This window comes from Fluviicola sp. (genome assembly GCF_039596395.1).
Classification (GTDB): domain Bacteria; phylum Bacteroidota; class Bacteroidia; order Flavobacteriales_D; family Crocinitomicaceae; genus Fluviicola.
Genome location: NZ_JBCNJT010000001.1, coordinates 320,366 through 340,078 on the forward strand (window position 1 = coordinate 320,366; position 19,713 = coordinate 340,078).

The following is a 19,713-nucleotide window of genomic DNA, read 5'->3' on the forward strand; positions in this document are numbered from 1 at the left end:
GTCCCGTATGTACGGGATTCGCCCTTACGTGTTTATTGGATCAATTATGGTGGTCTTTATGTTTTAACTCGTTCTCTGAAGCACCACTTTCCCGCTCAGCCAATGGTTGTTCTCGTCCAGGTAGCGGATGAGGTAAATACCCGTTGCGTAACCGGAAAGATCGACCTGGATGCGTTCGTCTTTTTTCAGTTTTGGAAGTATTTGAAGCACTTTCCCGCTCAAATCGGAAACATACAATTCTTTGATATCCGTATTCGGCAGAATGGTAATGACCCCATTGGTCGGATTCGGATAGTAACTCCAGGTAATATTCAATGCTTTCGGGTCCGGTTTTACGGCATTCGTGTCGGTTGAATCTACTTCCGGAACGGTTGAAACGATCGAATCTGGAATGTCTAAAGCCAGATCGGGGATGTTTTGCTGGCAATCCGGCATGTAAGTATAGCTTTTCAGGATGCGCACCAAAATGGCATTCAGCGTTTCTACCTCATAATGGTCTGTAGAAGGCTTGATATGGCTGTTCCCGATTCCGCTGTGATCGGTCAGGAAAGTATACGTTCCGTTGGTGCCCAAAGCCAAAGCACGCATCAGGTATTCGGTGCTTTTGTCGATTCCGCTTGCCCCCACAGGAACAATGCGGATTCCTTTTTCGGCTGCCTGGAGGATCAACCGCTGCAACCGCTCATTGATCTCTGAGCCCTGGTGCGGAGGTGCGTCTAAAATCAGGAACAGGATGCGGGCACGTGCACTTTCACTCCAGCTCAGGTTGTTGATCGCGGAGTCCAGGCCCACGTCCATTGCTTCCGGGAAGTCACCGCCACCTCCCGCGGATTGCTCGTTGATAAAAGCATCCGATTCGGACAGGATGCGGTTAAAATTCATGCTTTTAGTAACATACGAATCGCCTGCGTCCCTGTAATAGACATTCGCGAACCGGAAATTCAGTTTGTTACTAATTTGTTTTGACTGGAAAATGACATCGCTCATTTCCGCTTGCAGGAAGCTGATCTCGTCGCCCATAGAACCCGTAGCATCGACTACAAAAGCCACGTCGACATTCTGAATTTCCTGGCAGGAGATATTTAATTTCTGGTGGTTTAACCCGTTTTCAAAAGCGCTTACTTTATGAATGATGGATACTTTTCCGTCGTAAGTGATTTGAATAGACAATTTCCCGTTTACTTCCGGGGTTTCGTTTTTGATGGTCAGCCAGCATTCCGCTTTTCCGGTGTTATCGGTGCGGGTCGTAAATACGACTTTGCGGTTTAATAATAACTGCACAATGGCATCCACGATCGGAATTCCGTTTTCTGATTGCAGCATCACCGTATATCTTCCTGACGGAGCAATTTCCCAGGTTTTCTGGTAAGTTGCCAATTCACCTTTGTTCAAATCCTGCCACATTTTCCACTTCGAGAAATCGTTGATCTCTCCTGCGGTCAATAGCCTGGAACTTGCTGTTCCATTGTAGGTGCCGGATCCGGGATGGACCGCCATGACGGTTCCGTCTGTGGCAAGTGTTCCACCGGTTGCACCCATGTAATCTCCTCTGCTGCGTGTCGGTGCGCGCCTGATGTCTTCACGTGTAATGGTTGCTGCCGTGGATTTGCTTTCCAGTTTATAGCTGGATACTGCAACTTCCTCAATAGAGCGCATTTCATCGAGCAGCTCACCATCGTCGCGTTTTGCGGCGCGTTTTGGTACAGTGGGGTCTTCTTTCATTTTAAAGTTAGCGATCTCATCTCCGGTAACTTTGATTTCTTTCCGGATAGGAGAATAGCCGGCGTAATTCATCACACAAACATAAGTTCCGGTGTCGAGCGCAACGGCAAAATTTCCCAGTTTGTCTGTCAGAACGGAAGCAACCAGTTTGTCACCTTTGTAAATGTCGACATTTCCGTAACGAAGGGCTTCGCTGTGCGCTTCGGAATTCATATTTCCGGAAATGGATTGGGAAAAGGCAGCGCCCGTTCCGAGTAAAAGGATGCATAGAAGGGTAACGAATCTCATAACATGCAGTTTAGAATTAGTACTCATTACACCTAAGATGCATGTTGGTTCAAAAATCCATAAAAAACTGTAGGCACGCGATTAATCGCGTGCCTACAGTTTTTTAGAACATCGTAATTAGATAAGCGCTTTAATCCCCGTAATCCCGATTTGCAGCCCGACGCAAAAGATCAGGAATGCCATGATGCGGTTGAGGATCTGTTCGCCTTCCTTGCCGATTACCCGGATGATTTTTTTCGTGTTCAGGTAGAAGAAATAGATCAGGGAACAGATAACAATGATTGCTAAAAGAATAGCGCCCGTATTGATCAGATACAAATTAATATGTGCGTTGGCACTGTGGGCACTTAAGGTAAAAAGCACGGAAATGGAACCGGCTCCGGTTGTAATCGGGAAAGTAATGGGATAGAACAATTTATCCTGGATAAGGGCATAATTGGAACTCACCGCATTGCCTCCTTCATCCGTAACGGGCTTTTCTTCTTTTTTATCCGAGGAAAGGAATTCCCAGCCGATCTTACAAATCATCACGCCTCCGGCAAGTTGCACAACCGGAATCGTAATGCCGAAAATTTCCAGGATCCAATGTCCGGCGAAAAGCGCTATTGTGCACAAGATGAATGCATACAAGGCAATTTTCTTGACCGCTTTTCTTTTTTCGTGGATTTCTAAATGGGATAAATACGGATTGACGATAAACGCAGAACCGATCGGGTTTACAACCGGGAAGAGCGTAATAACCCCGATAAAAAGCATGTCGATGAAAGATTGGATCAGACCCATTTAATTCCGTTTTGAATAAGTAATAATAGTAAACAGAATTGAAAAGAGAAAGGTTTTTTTAGTATCCCTCCTTGAGGAGGGGTTAGGGGAGGTGGTAACCCATTCTGGCCGGTGATAAAACGAAGCCAACCCTCTGATACTCGTCAGAGTCGTCAGACCCTCAAGGGGAGAAGATAAAATCCCCATTAAGGATTACTTATTCCACCGTAAATTCTTCTTTCTCGTCCGGTTTTCCTTTTTCTTTTAGTTTCTCACCGAATTTCTTCAAACCTTTCTTCTCCTTTTCAATCTTTTTCTTTTCCTCGTACGGGTTCACTTCTTCTTCCTTTCCGAATTCGATCTTCAATACTTCGTACTCTTTTTTCGGAGGCTGGTATTTTTTGATGGTGGTGTCTTTTTTAAACAGCCCCAATTCTGACTTCAGAATGGAAATAGCTTCTTTTTTCGCCTCTTCCCGGTTTTGTTTGGATTCTTCCTTGCGGGAAGTTTTGTCCCATTCGATCACCGGATCGCTCAGGTTTCCATACATGCGCACGAAGATCTTGAAACCTGTTCCGTCGTCTTCCACGATCCCGAATTCCGATTCGTCTTTTTGCTCTTTTAATTCCCGGAAACGGAAAGCAAAGCGGTAATCGATGTCGTTGTTGAACTTGTGTTTTCCTTCTACACTGATGTTGAGCGCACTGGATTTGATTTCCATTTTAGGAATCACGATCGTACTTTTCTTGATCAGGATGGTGTTTTCCAAAGTCTGGAAGCGGATGTCGTTTAACTTTTCTCCCAGTGCATCAATTTCCCGTCCTTTCAGGATCATTTTGGTTTTGGTCGTTTTCAGGTCTTTGGTAAGCGCGGTAAATGTGCTCACGTTTTTCAATTGTCCGCCGATGATTTTCAATTGGATCTGGGCTTCCAGTTCGTCTTTCAGGATCCCGTAAGTCAGGTCAAACGGTGCTTTCATGTCCAGGATCGCTTCTGCACGGCCGCTGATGTTGTCTTCTTTGATCACTTCCTGGTCAAAATTGTTCCATTCCCGGAAGATCGGTTTGAAGTAAATGTCTTTCGAGCTCAGACTGGTTGCCAGCTGGAAATACTGCGGTGACGATTCCACCACCGCCAGTGTTCCGCGAACGGTGGCATTTCCTGTGATTCCATGGAGTTTTTGAATGGAAATACTTCTGTTTCCCACGGTCATTTCTCCGTTGATTTGTGAAAAAGTGTGATGGTCCATATGGATCGCATCGACATTCAATTTCACATTTCCATTGATCAGGGTCGGCATCATCCACTCGTGATTGGAAGCAGTCGTTTTCGGATCTCCCGCAATGGTATTGGTGAAATCTTTCAGGTTAATCTTTTTGCTTTCAGCAATTACTGCAATATCCAGTGTGTGCTTGTCCTGCAGGAACTGGTCGATGTAATTGAAACTTCCGTTCAGCTCCAGGTCGGATTCGCCCAGATGTACTTTCAGTGCTTCCAGCACGGCATCGCTTCTGTTCAGGATCAGGTTCCCGTAAATGTCATAGAATTTGCGCGAATCATTCTGAAGCCGGAAATCCACATTGTCCATGAGTGCCGTTCCGTTTCCATCCACGATTTCAACCACTGCTTCCTGGTTTTCGAATACGGTTTCGAGGTGGAAATTGGTATTGACTTTCACTCTTCCGGACAGTTCTTCGATCTTCGGTATGTGGAACAACGCGTGAATGACTTCCAGATCGACAGATCCTTTCGCGGCCCCGCGGTAACTGGGTTTGGAGAAACGGCGAATGGCCAGGTTCCCTGAAAAAGGCCCGCTGATCGTTTGAAATGCTACGTTTTTGATCGTCAGTTCTTCCTTGTCTTTTCCTTTCAGAGTCGAATAATATCCTTTCAGGTCAATATTGCGAAGCGTTAAGCCTTTTGTCGGTTCGGTCAGCCTTCCGTTATCAATGGAAAATTGGCAGTCGACTTTCGGATAAGAATCTTTTGCCAGCCCGTTTTGAAAATCCAGGTGAAATGTTCCGGTTCCCGAACCTTTAAGTTCCGAAACGGTTTTCACTTCCTTCATGGCCAGGTTGTTGGCCAGTTCGGCAAGCGGAATTTTGTCGGCGTCTATTTTCAGGCTGACTTCAGTCGTGTCGACTTTCACATCAAAATCAAACGGAATTCCGGCAAGCAATAGTTTTCCGCGGTCAATGGAGAAAGTTTCCGAGATTTGATCGATGTGAATGGCTACTTGTGTGGAAGCCTGCTGATTGATGATGAATGGAACCAGTCCGTTCTGAATGCGCTGAATATAGAAATCGGCATTTGTAGCAATATCGAATTTGTCCTGCGTAAAATTCCCCACAAGCTGAATGTCCTGGACTTTCGTCTTGTAACTGTTCTCGTTGACCTTGTTCGAATAGGAAAAACGGATCCCGGTTGCGTGAATGGATTCCAGGGTCAGGTTGAAATTCGTTTTTTCATCGGATTTGGATTCCTTGAAGATGTCGTAATTGACTGCGCCTTTTTTGTTGACTTTCAGTTGAAGAGTTCCGGGTTTGATATCTACTTTCTTGACATTGTATTTTTCATTCCAGATATCCATCGGGTTGAACTTCAAACGGATTTGTTCGGTGTAAAGCAACGTGTCTCTGCGCGTAGCATCCGGAAATGCGTCCTGGATGAATACACCGTTGAAATCAAGGCTCAAATTGGGGAATGTGGCCCAGAAAGTTACGTCGATCTCGTCCACATGAACTTCTGTTTTCAGGGTTTTGTTGATCTCCGAAATCGCATAGTCGATAATGTCGTCCTTAAAGATGTAAAGCAGGAAACTAATGAGCAAAACAAGGGTAAGCAGGATTCCGAAGAACCATTTCACAGATCTCACCAGCCACTTCTTCCGCTTCATAAATCAAATTTACGCCGAAACCAGCGGTCAAATTCGCTGGCCCTCAAATAGTAATTAACGTTCGATTTTTAATTTGTTTCAGATTTCAGATGATTATTTTGACTACAAAGGTTTATTTCATGCAGATGAGCGTCGAAGGATATTCAATCAAAGGACCATAATAGAACCATAGCTCATATGGTTTTTGGTTTTAATAAGCTAGGTTTGTAATTATAATTAATCCTTCCGGGAACTTGCAAATGATTGGTTTTGGAGAATCTCAACCCGGCGCATTGGTGAACAAGATAGGGCACCTGTGCAGTATATGACAGTAAATTTCTCATACTGTTTGAGGCGTACGCTGAGTTTATGAGAAATTCTGTCATGATCTGCTAACAGGTCGATCGGTTTACCCGCGCCTAGACCTTTTTGGCTCCACCTTTTTACGGCAATGGTAAGAGCCAGCTGCAGCTGGTGAAGACGGAGGTTTTGCCTCACAAGGCAATAAACCGTAGGTAAGGTGGAAGTCGCTGGATATCGAAGCCGAATATGCTTTGATGAGTAAATGAAAAAGGAGCCTGTTAAGACTCCTTTCAGCAATTAACCTCCTCTTCTTATCGGAGAAGTCGTTGGTTTTGATGGGGTTGAAGCCGGTGTCGAAACGGGCGTACTAGCCGGACGCTGCGTTGGTGTGGATACCGGGTTGCTCGGTGGCGGTGTATATCTTGGTTCTACTTTAATCGGTTGTGTTCTCACGGGCTCTGTTCTCACAGGTTCCGTTTTAACCGGTTCCGTATAAACGGGTTTGTTGTAAACCGGTCTTGTAACTTCCGGCTCTTTTACCGGTGGTGTTGAAGTGGATGAACCGGAGTTGTACACACGCGGATTCACCGTTTCCGAAGGTTTTGTTGTTGTTTCGGAAGGCGTATTGGAAGAGTTTTCTCGAACCGGTCTGGTCGAAGTGCCGTTGCTTCCTGTTGTTTCAGGGTCTTTGCTGTTTGCAGAACGGCTTGCGTCCTTATCTACAATCGTTCTCTCGGATCCTCCGGAAGTTTTTTCGTCTCTCGGAACACCGTTGTTTCCTGTATTTCCGCCTGGAGTTCCACTTGTTCTTGGTTCCGGGTAACGCTCTCTGTAAGGTTTTTGACCCGGGTTTACGTTCGGAGAAGGTGTTCTCACCGGTTCCAATTGTCTTCCGGCTGTGCGGTTCGGGATGTTTGGCTTGGGAATTGGTTCGATGCGCAGGAATCCGTTGTCGTAGATACAAGCGCTCAGGTCGCTTCCGGTAAATCCTCTGCGTTCGCATTCTCTCTGGGCTCTTCTGTAATCGTCTCCGTTCATATCGCCCAGTGTGCGATGTATGCGTGGGAAGGATTCATCTGTAAAAGCAAAGGTGCTTTGGTTAAATCCGTAGTCAAACAAAGACTCTTGCGGAGTAATGCGGTATTGGCGGGCGAAATCCTTTGCTAAAAATGCCAGGTATTCTTTTTCCAGTTGCTGGTCGCGGGAATTGGTGGAACCGAAAACTCCCATGTTCCAGTTGGAAGAAGCAATTCCTCCCATGCTGTTGCGTACATCGAAATCATCTGAAGTTCTTCCGTTCGCATTTCCAAGGATTCCGTCGTAAGTATCGGAGCAAGGATAAACCTCCACTGCGATGTTGTAGAATCCCATGCCGCCGCTGGATGAACCGTCCAGTTTTACTTTTTCTCCTGTCGGCCAGGTAATGGTATAATCGTTTCTTCCGGATTGTGTGATCGTTCCGCCGTGCTCCAGGTAATAATTGGTTCCTTCAATGTATACCGGTTCACCGTTGATTCGAAGCGGAGTAGTGGTATTACCGTCCGGTTTTTCATTGGCATAGAAACAAACACGGTCACCGCCCACATTCATGGCTACGGCTGTGTTCAAAGAGAAATCATCGGACTGGTTGCGCTGGCGTACCTGCACATTCACGTTTCCGCTTCCGGATTTTGCCAAAGTAAACTCTCCGACTGTCTGGAAGGAATACGTTGCCCCGTCAAATGATTTCAAATGCGGATCACCGTAAGTTCTTCCCATTACAGGTTTGCAATCGGGTGTTCTGTTTGTAAAGCTGTTCAATCGCGACCATTGTGTGCGTGATACGCTGTCGCTGGTAGTACTCGATCGCTGGATTTGCGAACGGACTTTGTCTTGTGTTGCGCTTGGCATGGCGCCAAACATTTCTGCAGGGGTGTATTCTTCCGGGAAATTGCGGTCCGGAGTTGGTCTTTTATTCGCCATTGCTTCCATCGACTGAGCCAGCCACTCACCACGAACGGCATCCCAGGCAACCATTTCTTTTCTGATTGATTGGAAATCGGTTCCGAAAGCTGTTTTTTCCTGAGCGTTTGCTGTTCCAAGCGCCAGAAGTGCGAATAATCCAAAGAATGTAACATGTTTTTTCATAACAGTTGGTTTAATTCGAGAGCAACCAAACAATAAACGTACCGAAAACCGGATAGATTAAAAATTGTTAAAATAAAAACGAATTTTAACTGATTGAATTAAAAAATTAAAACTGTTTTGGCTTCAAATGAGGAATTAACCACAAATATTGAACGATTTACGCGCCGGTTATACCTAAATATTTGCGTACATTTGCCCAAATAAATTAAGAAAATGAGTCTATTGACAGTTGGTAGTGTGGCATTCGATGCTATTGAGACACCATTCGGAAAAACAGATAAGATTGTAGGTGGTGCAGGAACTTTTATTGCATTGTCTGCTTCAAACTTTATAAAGGATCAACGTATTGTTTCGGTGGTCGGAGATGATTTCCCGCAGGAAACGTTGGATCTTTTGCGTTCTAAAGGTGTTGCTTTGGAAGGATTGCAGATCAAGCAAGGTGAAAAAACCTTCTTTTGGTCGGGCCGCTACCACAACGATATGAACTCAAGAGATACCCTGGTGACCGAATTGAATGTATTGGGTGATTTTGATCCGATTATTCCGGATTCTTACCAGGGAGTTGAATACCTGATGTTGGGGAACTTAAGCCCGCAGGTACAGCGCCAGGTGATCGAGCGTTTGACAAAAAGACCGAAGCTGATCGCAATGGATACGATGAATTTCTGGATGGACATCGCGTTGGATGATTTGAAACAAACCTTGAAATTGATCGATGTATTGATCATTAACGATGAAGAAGCACGTCAATTGTCGGGAGAATATTCACTGGTAAAAGCAAGCCGTGTAATTCGTGCAATGGGTCCTAAGACTTTGATCATTAAAAAAGGAGAGCACGGAGCTTTGTTGTTCCAGGACGACCAGGTATTCTTCGCACCGGCTTTACCATTGGAAGATGTTTTCGATCCGACAGGAGCAGGAGATACATTTGCAGGAGGATTTATCGGTTACATCGCTGCAACGGATGATGCTTCTTTTGAAAATATGAAACGCGCAATTATTGCCGGTTCTGCTTTGGCGTCTTTCTGTGTGGAAAAATTCGGAACAGAACGCTTACTGGAAATTAATCACGATGAGATTGAAGCGCGAATTGCACGCTTTATTTCATTGACAAATTTCGAAATGTCAACTGTAGTTGGTTAAATAGTTGTAAATTGAACTACCACTAAAAAGCTTTATCATGGAAAAGGCAGGTTTATTAGAGTCGTTAAAAAATCTCGTGCAGCAGGAAGATGCGCTGGCTGTGGCGCGTGAAGTGAGTGAATTGCGGAATCAGTTTGAGGATGTGGTTCTGGAAGAGGATCGTCAATTCCAGGTGAAACAGCTGGAAGCCCAGGAAAAGGGTGAGCCGGTTGAAGAGCGTGTTGCTGATCCTGTGCGGGAAGAGTTTTATAACCTGTACAATGAATTCCGTGAGCGTAAAAACGGATTGCAAAAAGCAAAGAAAGAAGCGGAAGAATCCAACTTACGTCGCAAAAAAGCACTTTTGGAAAGACTGAAGGATGTTGTCGAAAAAGAAGAGAACATCGGCGCAGCCATGACTGCATACAAAGAAATCCACGATGCATGGAAAGAAGTCGGAGATATTCCGCGTGAAAAACGCCAGGATATCCAATCCGAGTATTCCCGCTTGCTGGAAACGTTCTTTTACCACATTAAGATTTACCGCGAATTGCGCGAGCACGACCTACACCGCAATCACCAATTGAAACTGGATGTCATTCGCAGGATCCAGGATCTATCCAAGGTAGAGCATGTAAAAGATGTGGAGCAGGCTATCAAAACGCTTCAGAACGAATGGGACGAAACCGGACCTGTTGGAAATGATGCGTGGGAAGGCCTGAAGAATTCCTATTGGGATGCTGTTCGTGCAGTTTATGCGCGTATCCAGGCTTTCTACGATGAAAAACGGACGGAACTGGCCGGAAACCTGGAGCTTAAAAAAGAAATTGCCCGCAAAGCCGCTGAATTGGTAAAAGATTTCGCTTCTACAAGTACGAAAGAATGGGATCAGGCAACTGCTTCTTTACTGGCTTTACAGGAAGAGTGGAAGAAGATCGGCTTTGGTCCGCGCAAGGAAAACGAAGAGGTCTGGAAAGAATTCCGTGCTTCCTGTGATGAATTCTTTGCTAAGAAGAAGGAGTTCTTTGACGGTGTCAGAGGAAAATTCGATGAAGTAGCTGCGAAAAAACAACAGTTGGTTGATAAACTGGAAGAATTGAAACATTCTACCGAATGGAAGAAAACAACCGACCAGATCCTGGCTATTCAAAAAGACTGGAAAGAATTGGGAAGTGCAGGGCAACGATTCGAGCAAAAATTGTGGAAAGAGTTCCGTGCGGCTTGTGATCATTTCTTCGAAGCAAAACAGGCACATTTCAGTTCGAAAGACAAAGAATTTGAAGGGAATCTGGCCCTGAAGATGGAATTGATCGACCGTATCAAAGCGGCAACTATTCCGGAAGATAAAAAAGAAGCAATGGCCTTGCTGAAAGGTTTTGCAACGGAATTCAACGAGATCGGACACGTGCCGATGAAGGAGAAAGACCGGGTGTTCCATGCTTACAAAGAAGCGTTGGATGCGCATTACAAGAAATTGAAACTGGAAGGCGAGGAGCAGGAAAAAATGCTGTTCCAGGCCCGATTGGATACTATGAAAGCAGATCCGAACTCGGAACGCGCTTTGGCAAGAGAGAAATACGACTTGCACGACAAGATAAACAAACTGAAATCGGATATTTTACAATTTGAGAACAACCTTGGTTTCTTTGCGAAATCGAAAGGAGCAGACTTGTTGAAGAAAGAAGTGGAAGGTAAAATTGCAGCGGCTCAACGCAAAATTGAAGAGCTGAAAGCGAAGATTAAAATGATCCAGTAATCGATGAATCGTTCCATAAACATTTTACTGATTTTCTTCTCGTTTCCGGCATTTGCATTTATTATTTGCGTCGCATTCGATATTCATTTTTTCAATATCCCGATTGCAGAACTACCGTTTAAATTTCACATTTTTATCGGAATTGCAACGCTTTTGCTGCTGCTGATCATTCGCAGGTCGGTGAGCCGCTGGGTTGGAGTTGGCATGACACGGAAGCCCGAACGATTCTTGTGGAGTACGCCAGTTTCAGAACCCCGTAAAAAGCAGGTTCGTTTATTCCTGATGATGGAAGCATTGCTCGCTCTTTTTGCGATGATTACCGTGTTTTTACTGACGATGGAAGCATGGCCGGTTGCAGTGGTTTATGGAATCATGTTTCTCGACCAAATCCTGTTTCTTGCTATTGCGCAAGGGTGGTTTCGTGTCGGAGTGACGCATAAAGCAGTAGTGGTTGCAGACCGCGAAGTACGCCTGTTGTTCTTTTCCGGTTTGCGCAGGATCGAAACACATCAGCAAACGCTTTATTTCGAATACATTGAGGATTTACAGTTGTTTTTCCCGGTGAATTGCATCCCGGAAGGAAAATACGACGAATTCAGAACTGCTTTGGAGGAGCGTGTGAACCGGGATCGCGTGTTTTTCTCGGAAGGATTTAAAGCGTTGAACTGATTATGGGAGCATTACTGAAAAGACCCATTTTATTCGGACTGTTGATCGGAGTCATGTTACTGGTGCTCTGCATCTTTGTTACAATCCCAATGTATGACGGGATTTTTCATTACGATCACGAACTGGTTCACATTCAAACCGAAGGAAAAGTGGCATTGAGTTATTATTTCGGGAACGGCCTGGAACGGACAAGAGCCAACGGTATCCTGCCAACCAAAATCGAATTAAAACCGATTGGTTATGTCCTGTTTATCCTGATACACGCCGGGTTGCCTGCTTTGGTAGCCATTCGTTTCCGGATGAGCAATGCCCGAAAGAATATCGAAACACCGCCCAATGAGTAAAGATCTGCGCAGCTGGCTTTCTCTTTTCATTTTAGCAGGTATTTGGGGTGCTTCATTCATTTTGATGAAGCGCGGAATGTTCGATGAAACCGGCGGACATATTTTCTCCGATTCACAGGTCGGAGCACTTCGCATGGCAATTGCCGGTTTGGTCATGTTGCCTTTCGGATTGATGAACCTCCGGAAGATTAAACACTGGAAACAAGTCGTTTATTTATTGATCGTAGGAAGCTGCGGAAATTTCTTCCCGGCATTCCTGTTCACCTTCGCAGAAACAAAACTCTCTTCCGGGCTGGCCGGAATGCTGAATAGTTTTACGCCGTTTTTTACCCTGATTTTGGGCTTTTTGTTCTTTAAGCAAAAGATCCGTTTGAAACAGGTGATCGGATTGTTGATCGCGTTTTTCGGAATCTGCATCCTGGTCGGAATCCTGAATAGTGCGCCCGTTGAAATTTCACTCATACATGTAGGCGCAATCCTTTTGGCTACCCTGATGTATGCAACGAGTTTAAATACGATCAAATTCAAACTGAGCGAATTCAAATCGCTCGAAATTGCTTCCCTGTCGTTTACGTTCCTGGCAATACCGGCATGGATTGTTACTTTGAGCCTGAATACTTCACACGTACTTCAAACCAACGAACATGCATTCGAAGCCTTGGGATACATCAGCATCCTGAGCATTTTCGGAACGTGTTTGGCTTTGCTCTTATTCAACCGGATCATTGCGCTGAAGTCACCTATGTTTGCCAGTTCCGTAACCTATATGATCCCGATTGTTGCGGTGATCCTGGGAGTTTTGTTGAACAACGAGAAATTCTATACGTCCCAGTTTGTGGGAATGCTGGTAATAGTCGGCGGAGTTTATCTGGTGAATTCGAAACAAAAGTAGGCACGCGACGCGTCGCGTGCCTACTTTTGTTTACAGATCAAAACTCCAATCGATAGCTCAACACCGGCAATAATGGCGTCTGATACCAATAATTGACCTGGCCGGTTTTTGCCTCAAAATATTGTCCTCCCACATTTTTGCGGTTTGTGGTGTTCTGAATGTCCAGTGCTACAGTGCTTGTCAGTCTTTTGTAGTTGCGTTTCAGGCTCAAGCGAACATCCAATCGGTAATAATCCGGCATTCTTTTGCTGTAGGTCTGCGTCGTTATAAATTTCGTTTCTCCTGCTGCTACGGAAGCATTCAGATCAATAGGCGTATAACGAAAACCACCGACATAAATGGACTTAATGTTGAAGCCAATGGTCCTGTTTTTCCCTTTTTTGTTCAGGTTCCATTCTTTTCCGATCGTCAGGGAAGTTGCGTAGTTGGTGTTGAAACGCGTATCGTACCAGTTCCCGTTGGCAGCTTTGTATTTAGACTCATAGAGCGAAGCTGAGAGCAGGTAATAGAGATTCCTGAACAGGAACCGCTCGTAAGTCAATTCGATGCCGTAATTCCGACCAAGCCCCGAATTTGTCAAAGCTTCGGAAGGGAAACCGTCCGTGGAATTTAAGATCGAATATGTGCTTGTGGGATCTTTACTGATCGGAACATGGAACAAATGCTGGTAATACACTTCTGTTTTGATGTGTTCATGATCGTTGATCACGAAATCGTACCCGAAAACCACATGATGTGCTTTACTGAGTTTTAAATTCCGGTTTGGAAATGTGGTTGTTCCGTTTTCCGTGCGTTCCACAAAGTAAACGCCGATTGGCTGTAACTGGCTGTGTAACCCGTATCCAATGGTTAGATGATGTTTCGGATGGACATCATAACGCAATGATGCTCTCGGTTCCAGTGAACTGCTGTTATTCAGGAATAACTGAAAGTGATGAATGCCGATATTTGCCGTTAACTTATCCGTGATATGCGTGTTCCATTGGAAAAATGTCTGCAACGTTTGAGTATTCCCTTTTTCGTTGATTTGTTCCAGTAAAACAGTCGAATCGCCCATGTCGCTTTGTTTTAAGCGATAACCCAGTTGGTTCAGAATGAATCCTGCGCGGATATTGTTTTTCGGATTGATCTTTTGGGTGTAAGTGCTTGAAAGCGTTAACTTATTCTGCAGGAACCGCTGTTCATATTCCCTGACCAGAGAACTGTAATCATTCTGCAAACGATCTTGTTTATAACCGTTTTCAGTCCCGGAAAATACCAGGGCCGTTTTTAAATAGGATTTATTGCTGAAAAGTTTCGTATTGGTGATTCCAACTGCTCCCGTGTTGCTGTAAAAATTGGTGTTCAGCCGGAGAAAATCATCTTCCTGCCAGCGCAGGGAATCTTTTTCAGCGGTAGTTGTCTGATAGCTTAATCCGCCGAAACCAAAGACTGTAAATTTGCCTGTTTTTTTGGTCGGAAGGTAGAGATTGAAAGACAGGTCCTGGAAATTGGTATTTGCATCGCCGATCGGAATCCCGATTTTCCCGAGGATGTTCAGGGTCGAATAGCGGTAATTAATCAAATAGGATCCCTCGTATCCTTTTTTGAAAGGACCTTCGGTTGCGACGTCTAATCCCAATATTCCGAGCTGCACCGTGTATTCGCGTCGTTCATTATTTCCTTTTCTCAGGCGCAGATCGAACACTCCGGAAAGTGCATTTCCGTATTCCGCGGCAAAAGCCCCGGTGGAAAAGTCGGAATTACTCAGAAGTTGTGCGCTTAGAATGGAGATTCCACCACCGGCTGTTCCAACGTTTGAAAAATGATTCGGATTCGGAATTTCAACACCTTCCATACGCCACAGAAGACCGTTCGGTGAATTTCCACGGATCGAAATGTGATTGTTGCCGTCACCCGCTGTTACCACACCTGCAAAAGAAGTAGCCATTCTCGCCGGATCATTCACTGCTGCTGCAAACTTTTGGGTTTCTTCCACGGAAAATGTTCGTGTACTGACAGTTGACAGTTCGTTTAGTGGTTTGTTTTTATCCGTTTTGGCTGAAACCACCACTTCGTTTATTTTCTGAATGTCTTCTTCCAGGTTGATAGTCAATACCAATTCCTTTCCTGCGTTTACAGTAACGTTTTGCATCGTAAACGGTTTATAGTCGGTAGCTGAAATTTCAATGGACCTGCTCCCTACAGGAACGCGGGACAAGGTGAATTTACCGCTTTTGTCTGTCACTGCATGGATGACGGAATCCAAGCCGGTGATTTTGACAATCGCACCCGGGATAGAGGATTGGGAAATATTGTCGACAACTGTGCCGCGAACCGTTTGTGTTTGGGAAAAGCAGGTGTTGACAATAAAGCATAGCAATCCCGATACGAAGAATTTCGTTACTTTTTTTTGGAGCATGATGTTGATTTTTATATGTTATGATCTGTAGGTACGCGACGCCTCGCGTACCTACAGAGTGGGCATATCATATACCCACGTAATTTATGTTTTGATCAAATATGAATAACTGATCCTGATCCGCTGATGGTGGTGTTAACGACCGGGTTTCCTCTGTAACGGATATCTCCGCTTCCCGAAATGGTAGCCTTCAATTGGTTTGAAGCCCAAACGGAAATATTCCCGGAACCGCTGATCTTAGCATCTGAATGGTTTGCCGTGAGGTTCTGCATGTCAATATTTCCCGACCCGCTGATCGTTGATTTTTGGTTTGTTGCCGTTCCTCCTGAAGCAGATATATTACCCGATCCGCTGATTTTTGCTTCCAGTTCTGCCGAATGAATCGACGACAAGGTGATGTTTCCGGAACCGCTGACGTTCAATTCCAGTGTGGAAGTTGAAATACCGGCTGCCGATTCGATGTTCCCGCTTCCGCTGATGTCCAGTGCATAAAGATCGGGAGAGTGAACAATGATGTTGATTCCATTGTGTTTGCGGATCCATTTGCGGGAATCTATTTCCAATTCTCCCGAACTGATTTCGGTTGTAATAACATCCAACACATTTTGTTGTGCTGAAATCTCCACATAATAAACCGAATCCTGCGTGTAGAATACATGCGCATCGATATCCAGCGAAATTTTATTGAACCCGCTCAAATCCCGGATTTCTGTCACTGTTTGACCTTTTCCTTTAATGGAATTGAATACCTGTTTTTTACAGGAGGAGAATGGTACAGCAAGTAGTAAAATCCCCGGAATGATCCATCTTAAACTTTTCATAAAGACTTTTATTTGTTAGTTGGTTGTATGACAACTCAGGAATGGATTACCCCTATGAACAGAAATTTTTTTCTCCCCTCGAGGGTCTGACCACTCTGACGAGTATCAGGCTCCGTCAAGAGGAGATTAAGAGGGGTGGCACCCTCCTTGGTCCTCCCTCAAGGGAGGAAACATTAGAAGAACCGGATGGCTAGTTTCCCTCCAACCCACAAATGATTGGTAAAACTCCCATTCACGGAAGTGGAAAGCGCTTTTTGGTGCATTCTGCTCCAGATCGGATCGGTTGCTGCAGTATTTTCCGAGGAATACCAGTTGAGTGTCGGCCCCGCAGCAATACTGAAATTTTTTCCAAAACGATACTCAATTCCAAGGAAACTTTTCGTCAGCATATTATAGCTGAAGTTAGCTTTGTCCAAATACAGTTGTTGAGCGGTAAGGTCGATATCCAGGTACCATTTTCGTCCCAACTGAAAGACTGAGCCCAATCCATAGCCGAAAGTCCACAGGGAACGTCCGCCGGCTATCTGCATTCCACCGATAAGGATGTTGTGGAATTTATCGACACCGGTCCGGAAACTGAGTGTTCCCAATAAATTTTCGTCACAGGCAATTTCAACTTTGTGGTAACCCTTTTTTACAAAGCTCAGGAATCCTATTGGAATTCCACCCATTGAATCGGCAATGTTCAGGAAACCAAGCTGCGAACCATGCACTTTCTCCGCTAAATTGACCAGGCCGGAAAGTTGGAATCCATGAATGATGTGTGCTTTATTTACCAATCCGGCTAGTTGAATTCCGGATACGGTATCGCCCTTGTTTGCAATTCCGGCAATCTGACCGCCGTATACGTTTTTGGAATGGTTGTAAATTCCTGCCACCTGAATTCCTTTTGTATAGGAAGTATTCAAGTTAGCGATTCCACCGATCTGAACGGCTTTCACCGTATCTTTTACGAGGTTGGCAATTCCGGCCACCTGAACATGTTTGACTTTTCCACCGTCTAAATTGATTAATCCCGCTACCTGGACACCGCTTACGTCTTTCGCAACCGTATTCACCAGACCTGCCAGTTGAACTCCGGATGAGGTTCCGGAAACCAGGTTCGTCAAACCAGCAATCTGTACATATCTGACATTTCCGTAATCGAAATTGACCAGGCCTCCAAGCTCAAAAACGTCAATTCCTTTGGATGAACCAACCAGGAGATTGAACGAAAATTTATTCACGGTATTCACGGATAGCAAGCGGTTGGTGCTGATTGGCGGAAACAACGAAAACGACACATTGGTAAACAAGGTGTCAGAGATATTTCGCAGGTTTGCACTGCGTTCTTTGAACCGTTTCCAAAACGGATTGATGAAAGGGAGGGTGTCTGAAACCGGGAAGTGTGACGGTTTCACCGAATCGATAGAAACGGTGATGCGTACGGAATCCATTGATACGCTTACGGGCGCTGATTTGGGTTGGAGATAAATGACCAGTGTATTTTGCTGTTTGGAGAAAATAACCACTGTTGTGTCCCTGAAGTCTTCCTTTGCCACGGAAATGGAAAGTACATCCGTGGTTTTGGGAAACGACAGGTTGAAATAGCCGTATTCATTGGTTACAGCGGATTGTTTGCTTTGTTTGATATAAACACTGGATTCAACGACTTCGGAAGAATCTTCAGCGTTGAGGATATACCCGTTCAGAATCAGGTTGGAGTTGCTCGCAGAAGAATGTTCGGCCTTTGATTTCGCTGCGGACTTGTAATTGACGATTACGTATTTTCCTTTCAATTTATACGAAAATCTTCCGTTGTTGAAAAGTGTATTCAACACGATGCGCAACGGCTGTTTGTCAAACCGGGCTGATACGCGTTGTTGATCATCAAAACCTGTATAGGAGAAAACAACCCCGGTTTGATTGGAAATTTGCCGGAATAATTCTTCATAGGTATAATTTCCGGAGCGGATCGTAACGTCTTTCTCCAGGTAGGGTGTTTGTGCATTCGAACGGAAAACCACCGTGCAGCAAAGGAATAGAATACCTAAAAAACGGATCATTGTATGCATGCCAGTCCTTTAATCACATATTCGTTGTTCTTTTCTTTGAGAATGGTCACTTCGAGTGTTTGAGAAATCACCATGAGAACAGTATCCAGTTCTTCATTCAAAAACTCGGTGGTGATCCGGCAATTTTTTAGTGCAGGATTGTCAATACGGATGTTCACTTTGTAGGTCTTGTTGAGAAGAGTTACCACGTCCTCCAGGCGCTGATTGTCGAGCAGAATTGTTTTATACTGCTTTTTCAGGTTCTCTGCCAGTACGTCCAGTTTCAGATCGCCGCTCGAAATCACGTAGTGTGCACTTTCATTGGCATGAAGGGTGAGTTGCATGCCCTTGTTGTCGTAGATCACTACAATTCCTTCGTCCACACGCACATAAATCGTATCGTCGGCAGTTTTGACATCGAATTTCGTCCCGAGATCTTTGATGTGAATTGGCCCTGCGTCAATAATAAATGGTAGTTTTTTGCTGTGTTTTACCGAGAAATAACCGGAACCTTTCAGCTTTAATGAACGGTTTTGTGTTCCATAGCCCGCGGATAATTCCACGCTTGAGTGTGTTGCCAAACGGATGTCAGTACCGTCCTCCAGGACGATGTTCTTTTTGGTTGTTCCGGCTGCGAAAACAGTATTTTCTCCGTTTGAATGCATGAAATAGAACACTGTACCAAAAGAAATGATGAGGATCGCAGCGACGGAGGAAATCCATGCGACCGAAAGTTTAAGCACCGGAGCCTGGTTCAGTTGGGGATGAATGATGTTCCAGGCATTATCTGTCGAAACAATTTTTTCCGTCAACCCGAAAGCCTTTGCGCTTCGATCAAAATAAATTTGATTTTCCGGCGCTTCGGAAATCCAGTCTTCCAGGAACATAGCTTCTTCCGGGCTTGCTTCTCCGCTGAGGAATTTGCCGATCAGCGCATCCATGTCGTGTGATGTTTTCATAGTGTTTGAATGAAAAAAAGGATGAGTAACGGCAAATAGTCTTTCAACTCTTCACGCACAATTTTGAGGGCTTTCCCCATTTGATTTTCAACGGTTTTCACAGATAAACCCAATTGATCTGCAATTTCCTGGTAACGAAGCTGTTCAAAACGGCTCATTTTGAAAATCCGCCCGCATTGTTCGGGCATCGTTTCGATTGCCATCCCGATCCGTTCATTGAGTTCATTCAACTGAACAGTATCGGAAGAATCTGCAAAAGCAGTGGTTGCTTTGAGTTCATCTGCATACGTATTCCGCACTTTCAAATGCTTGATCTTATTCAAACAGGCATTCTGAACCGACTTGTATAAAACCGCCCGGATCGAAGTATGAATATCAAGTTGTACCCGTTTTTCCCACAAAGAAACAAATACTTGCTGTACAATGTCCTCTGCTTCGTCTGAATCTTTCAGAAACGTGTTGCCATAGCGGACCAGCGGTTTATAATAATCGCGAAATACCATTTCAAATGTGTTTAAATCTCCTGTCACAACTTGTGTTATCACTTGTTTTTCTTCCACCCGCATGTGTATTTCACCGGGGTAAAGTTATCATCTTTTGGTTTATGACAACTGAGAATGATTTTACCCCTAAGTGGGG

Annotated in this window: 14 protein-coding genes; 5 read left to right on the forward strand and 9 right to left on the reverse strand. The window is 44.7% G+C overall.

Features of this window, described 5'->3' with window-relative positions:
* Positions 1–63: 63 nt before the first annotated feature.
* The 4 genes from ABDW02_RS01250 to ABDW02_RS01265 all read right to left on the reverse strand — a co-directional run bounded on the left by ABDW02_RS01250 (position 64) and on the right by ABDW02_RS01265 (position 8,077).
* Positions 64–2,010: a T9SS type A sorting domain-containing protein gene (locus ABDW02_RS01250; RefSeq protein ID WP_343631343.1), complete on the reverse strand. Its 1,947-nt coding sequence runs from the start codon at positions 2,008–2,010 to the stop codon at positions 64–66.
* A 117-nt stretch (positions 2,011–2,127) separates the two neighbouring features.
* On the reverse strand, positions 2,128–2,793 hold the full coding sequence (locus ABDW02_RS01255) for a MarC family protein (protein WP_343631346.1): 666 nt from the start codon (positions 2,791–2,793) through the stop codon (positions 2,128–2,130).
* 196 nt (positions 2,794–2,989) lie between these two features.
* Positions 2,990–5,668 (reverse strand): AsmA-like C-terminal region-containing protein, encoded by a 2,679-nt coding sequence (locus tag ABDW02_RS01260; RefSeq protein WP_343631348.1) that lies wholly within the window; start codon positions 5,666–5,668, stop codon positions 2,990–2,992.
* A gap of 579 nt (positions 5,669–6,247) precedes the next feature.
* A complete protein-coding gene (locus ABDW02_RS01265) occupies positions 6,248–8,077 on the reverse strand; it encodes a VWD domain-containing protein (RefSeq protein ID WP_343631350.1) in 1,830 nt (609 codons plus the stop codon).
* Between the two features lie 213 nt (positions 8,078–8,290).
* Between ABDW02_RS01265 and ABDW02_RS01270 the strand changes: the two genes are divergently transcribed.
* Genes ABDW02_RS01270 through ABDW02_RS01290 form a run of 5 tightly spaced genes read left to right on the forward strand, consistent with a single transcriptional unit; the run spans position 8,291 to position 12,860 of the window.
* Positions 8,291–9,220: a PfkB family carbohydrate kinase gene (locus tag ABDW02_RS01270; protein WP_343631352.1), complete on the forward strand. Its 930-nt coding sequence runs from the start codon at positions 8,291–8,293 to the stop codon at positions 9,218–9,220.
* A 37-nt stretch (positions 9,221–9,257) separates the two neighbouring features.
* Positions 9,258–10,955 carry a DUF349 domain-containing protein gene (locus ABDW02_RS01275; RefSeq protein WP_343631354.1) on the forward strand — a complete coding sequence of 566 codons (1,698 nt, stop codon included), beginning with the start codon at positions 9,258–9,260 and terminating at the stop codon, positions 10,953–10,955.
* A 3-nt stretch (positions 10,956–10,958) separates the two neighbouring features.
* Positions 10,959–11,624: a hypothetical protein gene (locus tag ABDW02_RS01280; RefSeq protein ID WP_343631356.1), complete on the forward strand. Its 666-nt coding sequence runs from the start codon at positions 10,959–10,961 to the stop codon at positions 11,622–11,624.
* 2 nt (positions 11,625–11,626) lie between these two features.
* The gene (locus ABDW02_RS01285) at positions 11,627–11,968 is read left to right on the forward strand and encodes a hypothetical protein (protein ID WP_343631358.1); all 342 of its coding nucleotides are present in this window, start codon (positions 11,627–11,629) and stop codon (positions 11,966–11,968) included.
* A complete protein-coding gene (locus ABDW02_RS01290; RefSeq protein WP_343631360.1) occupies positions 11,961–12,860 on the forward strand; it encodes a DMT family transporter in 900 nt (299 codons plus the stop codon). Before ABDW02_RS01285 ends, ABDW02_RS01290 begins: the two co-directional genes overlap by 8 nt.
* Positions 12,861–12,897: 37 nt before the next feature.
* Here the strand turns inward: ABDW02_RS01290 and ABDW02_RS01295 are convergent, their stop codons facing one another.
* The 5 genes from ABDW02_RS01295 to ABDW02_RS01315 form a co-directional block, all read right to left on the reverse strand.
* Complete coding sequence (locus tag ABDW02_RS01295; protein ID WP_343631363.1) at positions 12,898–15,261, reverse strand: TonB-dependent receptor; 2,364 nt, start codon at positions 15,259–15,261, stop codon at positions 12,898–12,900.
* A gap of 95 nt (positions 15,262–15,356) precedes the next feature.
* Positions 15,357–16,082, reverse strand: coding sequence for a head GIN domain-containing protein (locus ABDW02_RS01300; RefSeq protein WP_343631365.1), 726 nt, complete (start codon positions 16,080–16,082; stop codon positions 15,357–15,359).
* A gap of 173 nt (positions 16,083–16,255) precedes the next feature.
* Positions 16,256–18,136: a hypothetical protein gene (locus ABDW02_RS01305; RefSeq protein WP_343631367.1), complete on the reverse strand. Its 1,881-nt coding sequence runs from the start codon at positions 18,134–18,136 to the stop codon at positions 16,256–16,258.
* A complete protein-coding gene (locus tag ABDW02_RS01310; RefSeq protein ID WP_343631369.1) occupies positions 18,124–19,074 on the reverse strand; it encodes a FecR domain-containing protein in 951 nt (316 codons plus the stop codon). The genes ABDW02_RS01305 and ABDW02_RS01310 overlap by 13 nt, the downstream gene beginning before the upstream one ends.
* Positions 19,071–19,640, reverse strand: a complete 570-nt coding sequence (locus tag ABDW02_RS01315; protein ID WP_343631371.1) for an RNA polymerase sigma-70 factor — start codon at positions 19,638–19,640, stop codon at positions 19,071–19,073. The genes ABDW02_RS01310 and ABDW02_RS01315 overlap by 4 nt, the downstream gene beginning before the upstream one ends.
* Between the last annotated feature and the right edge of the window lie 73 nt (positions 19,641–19,713).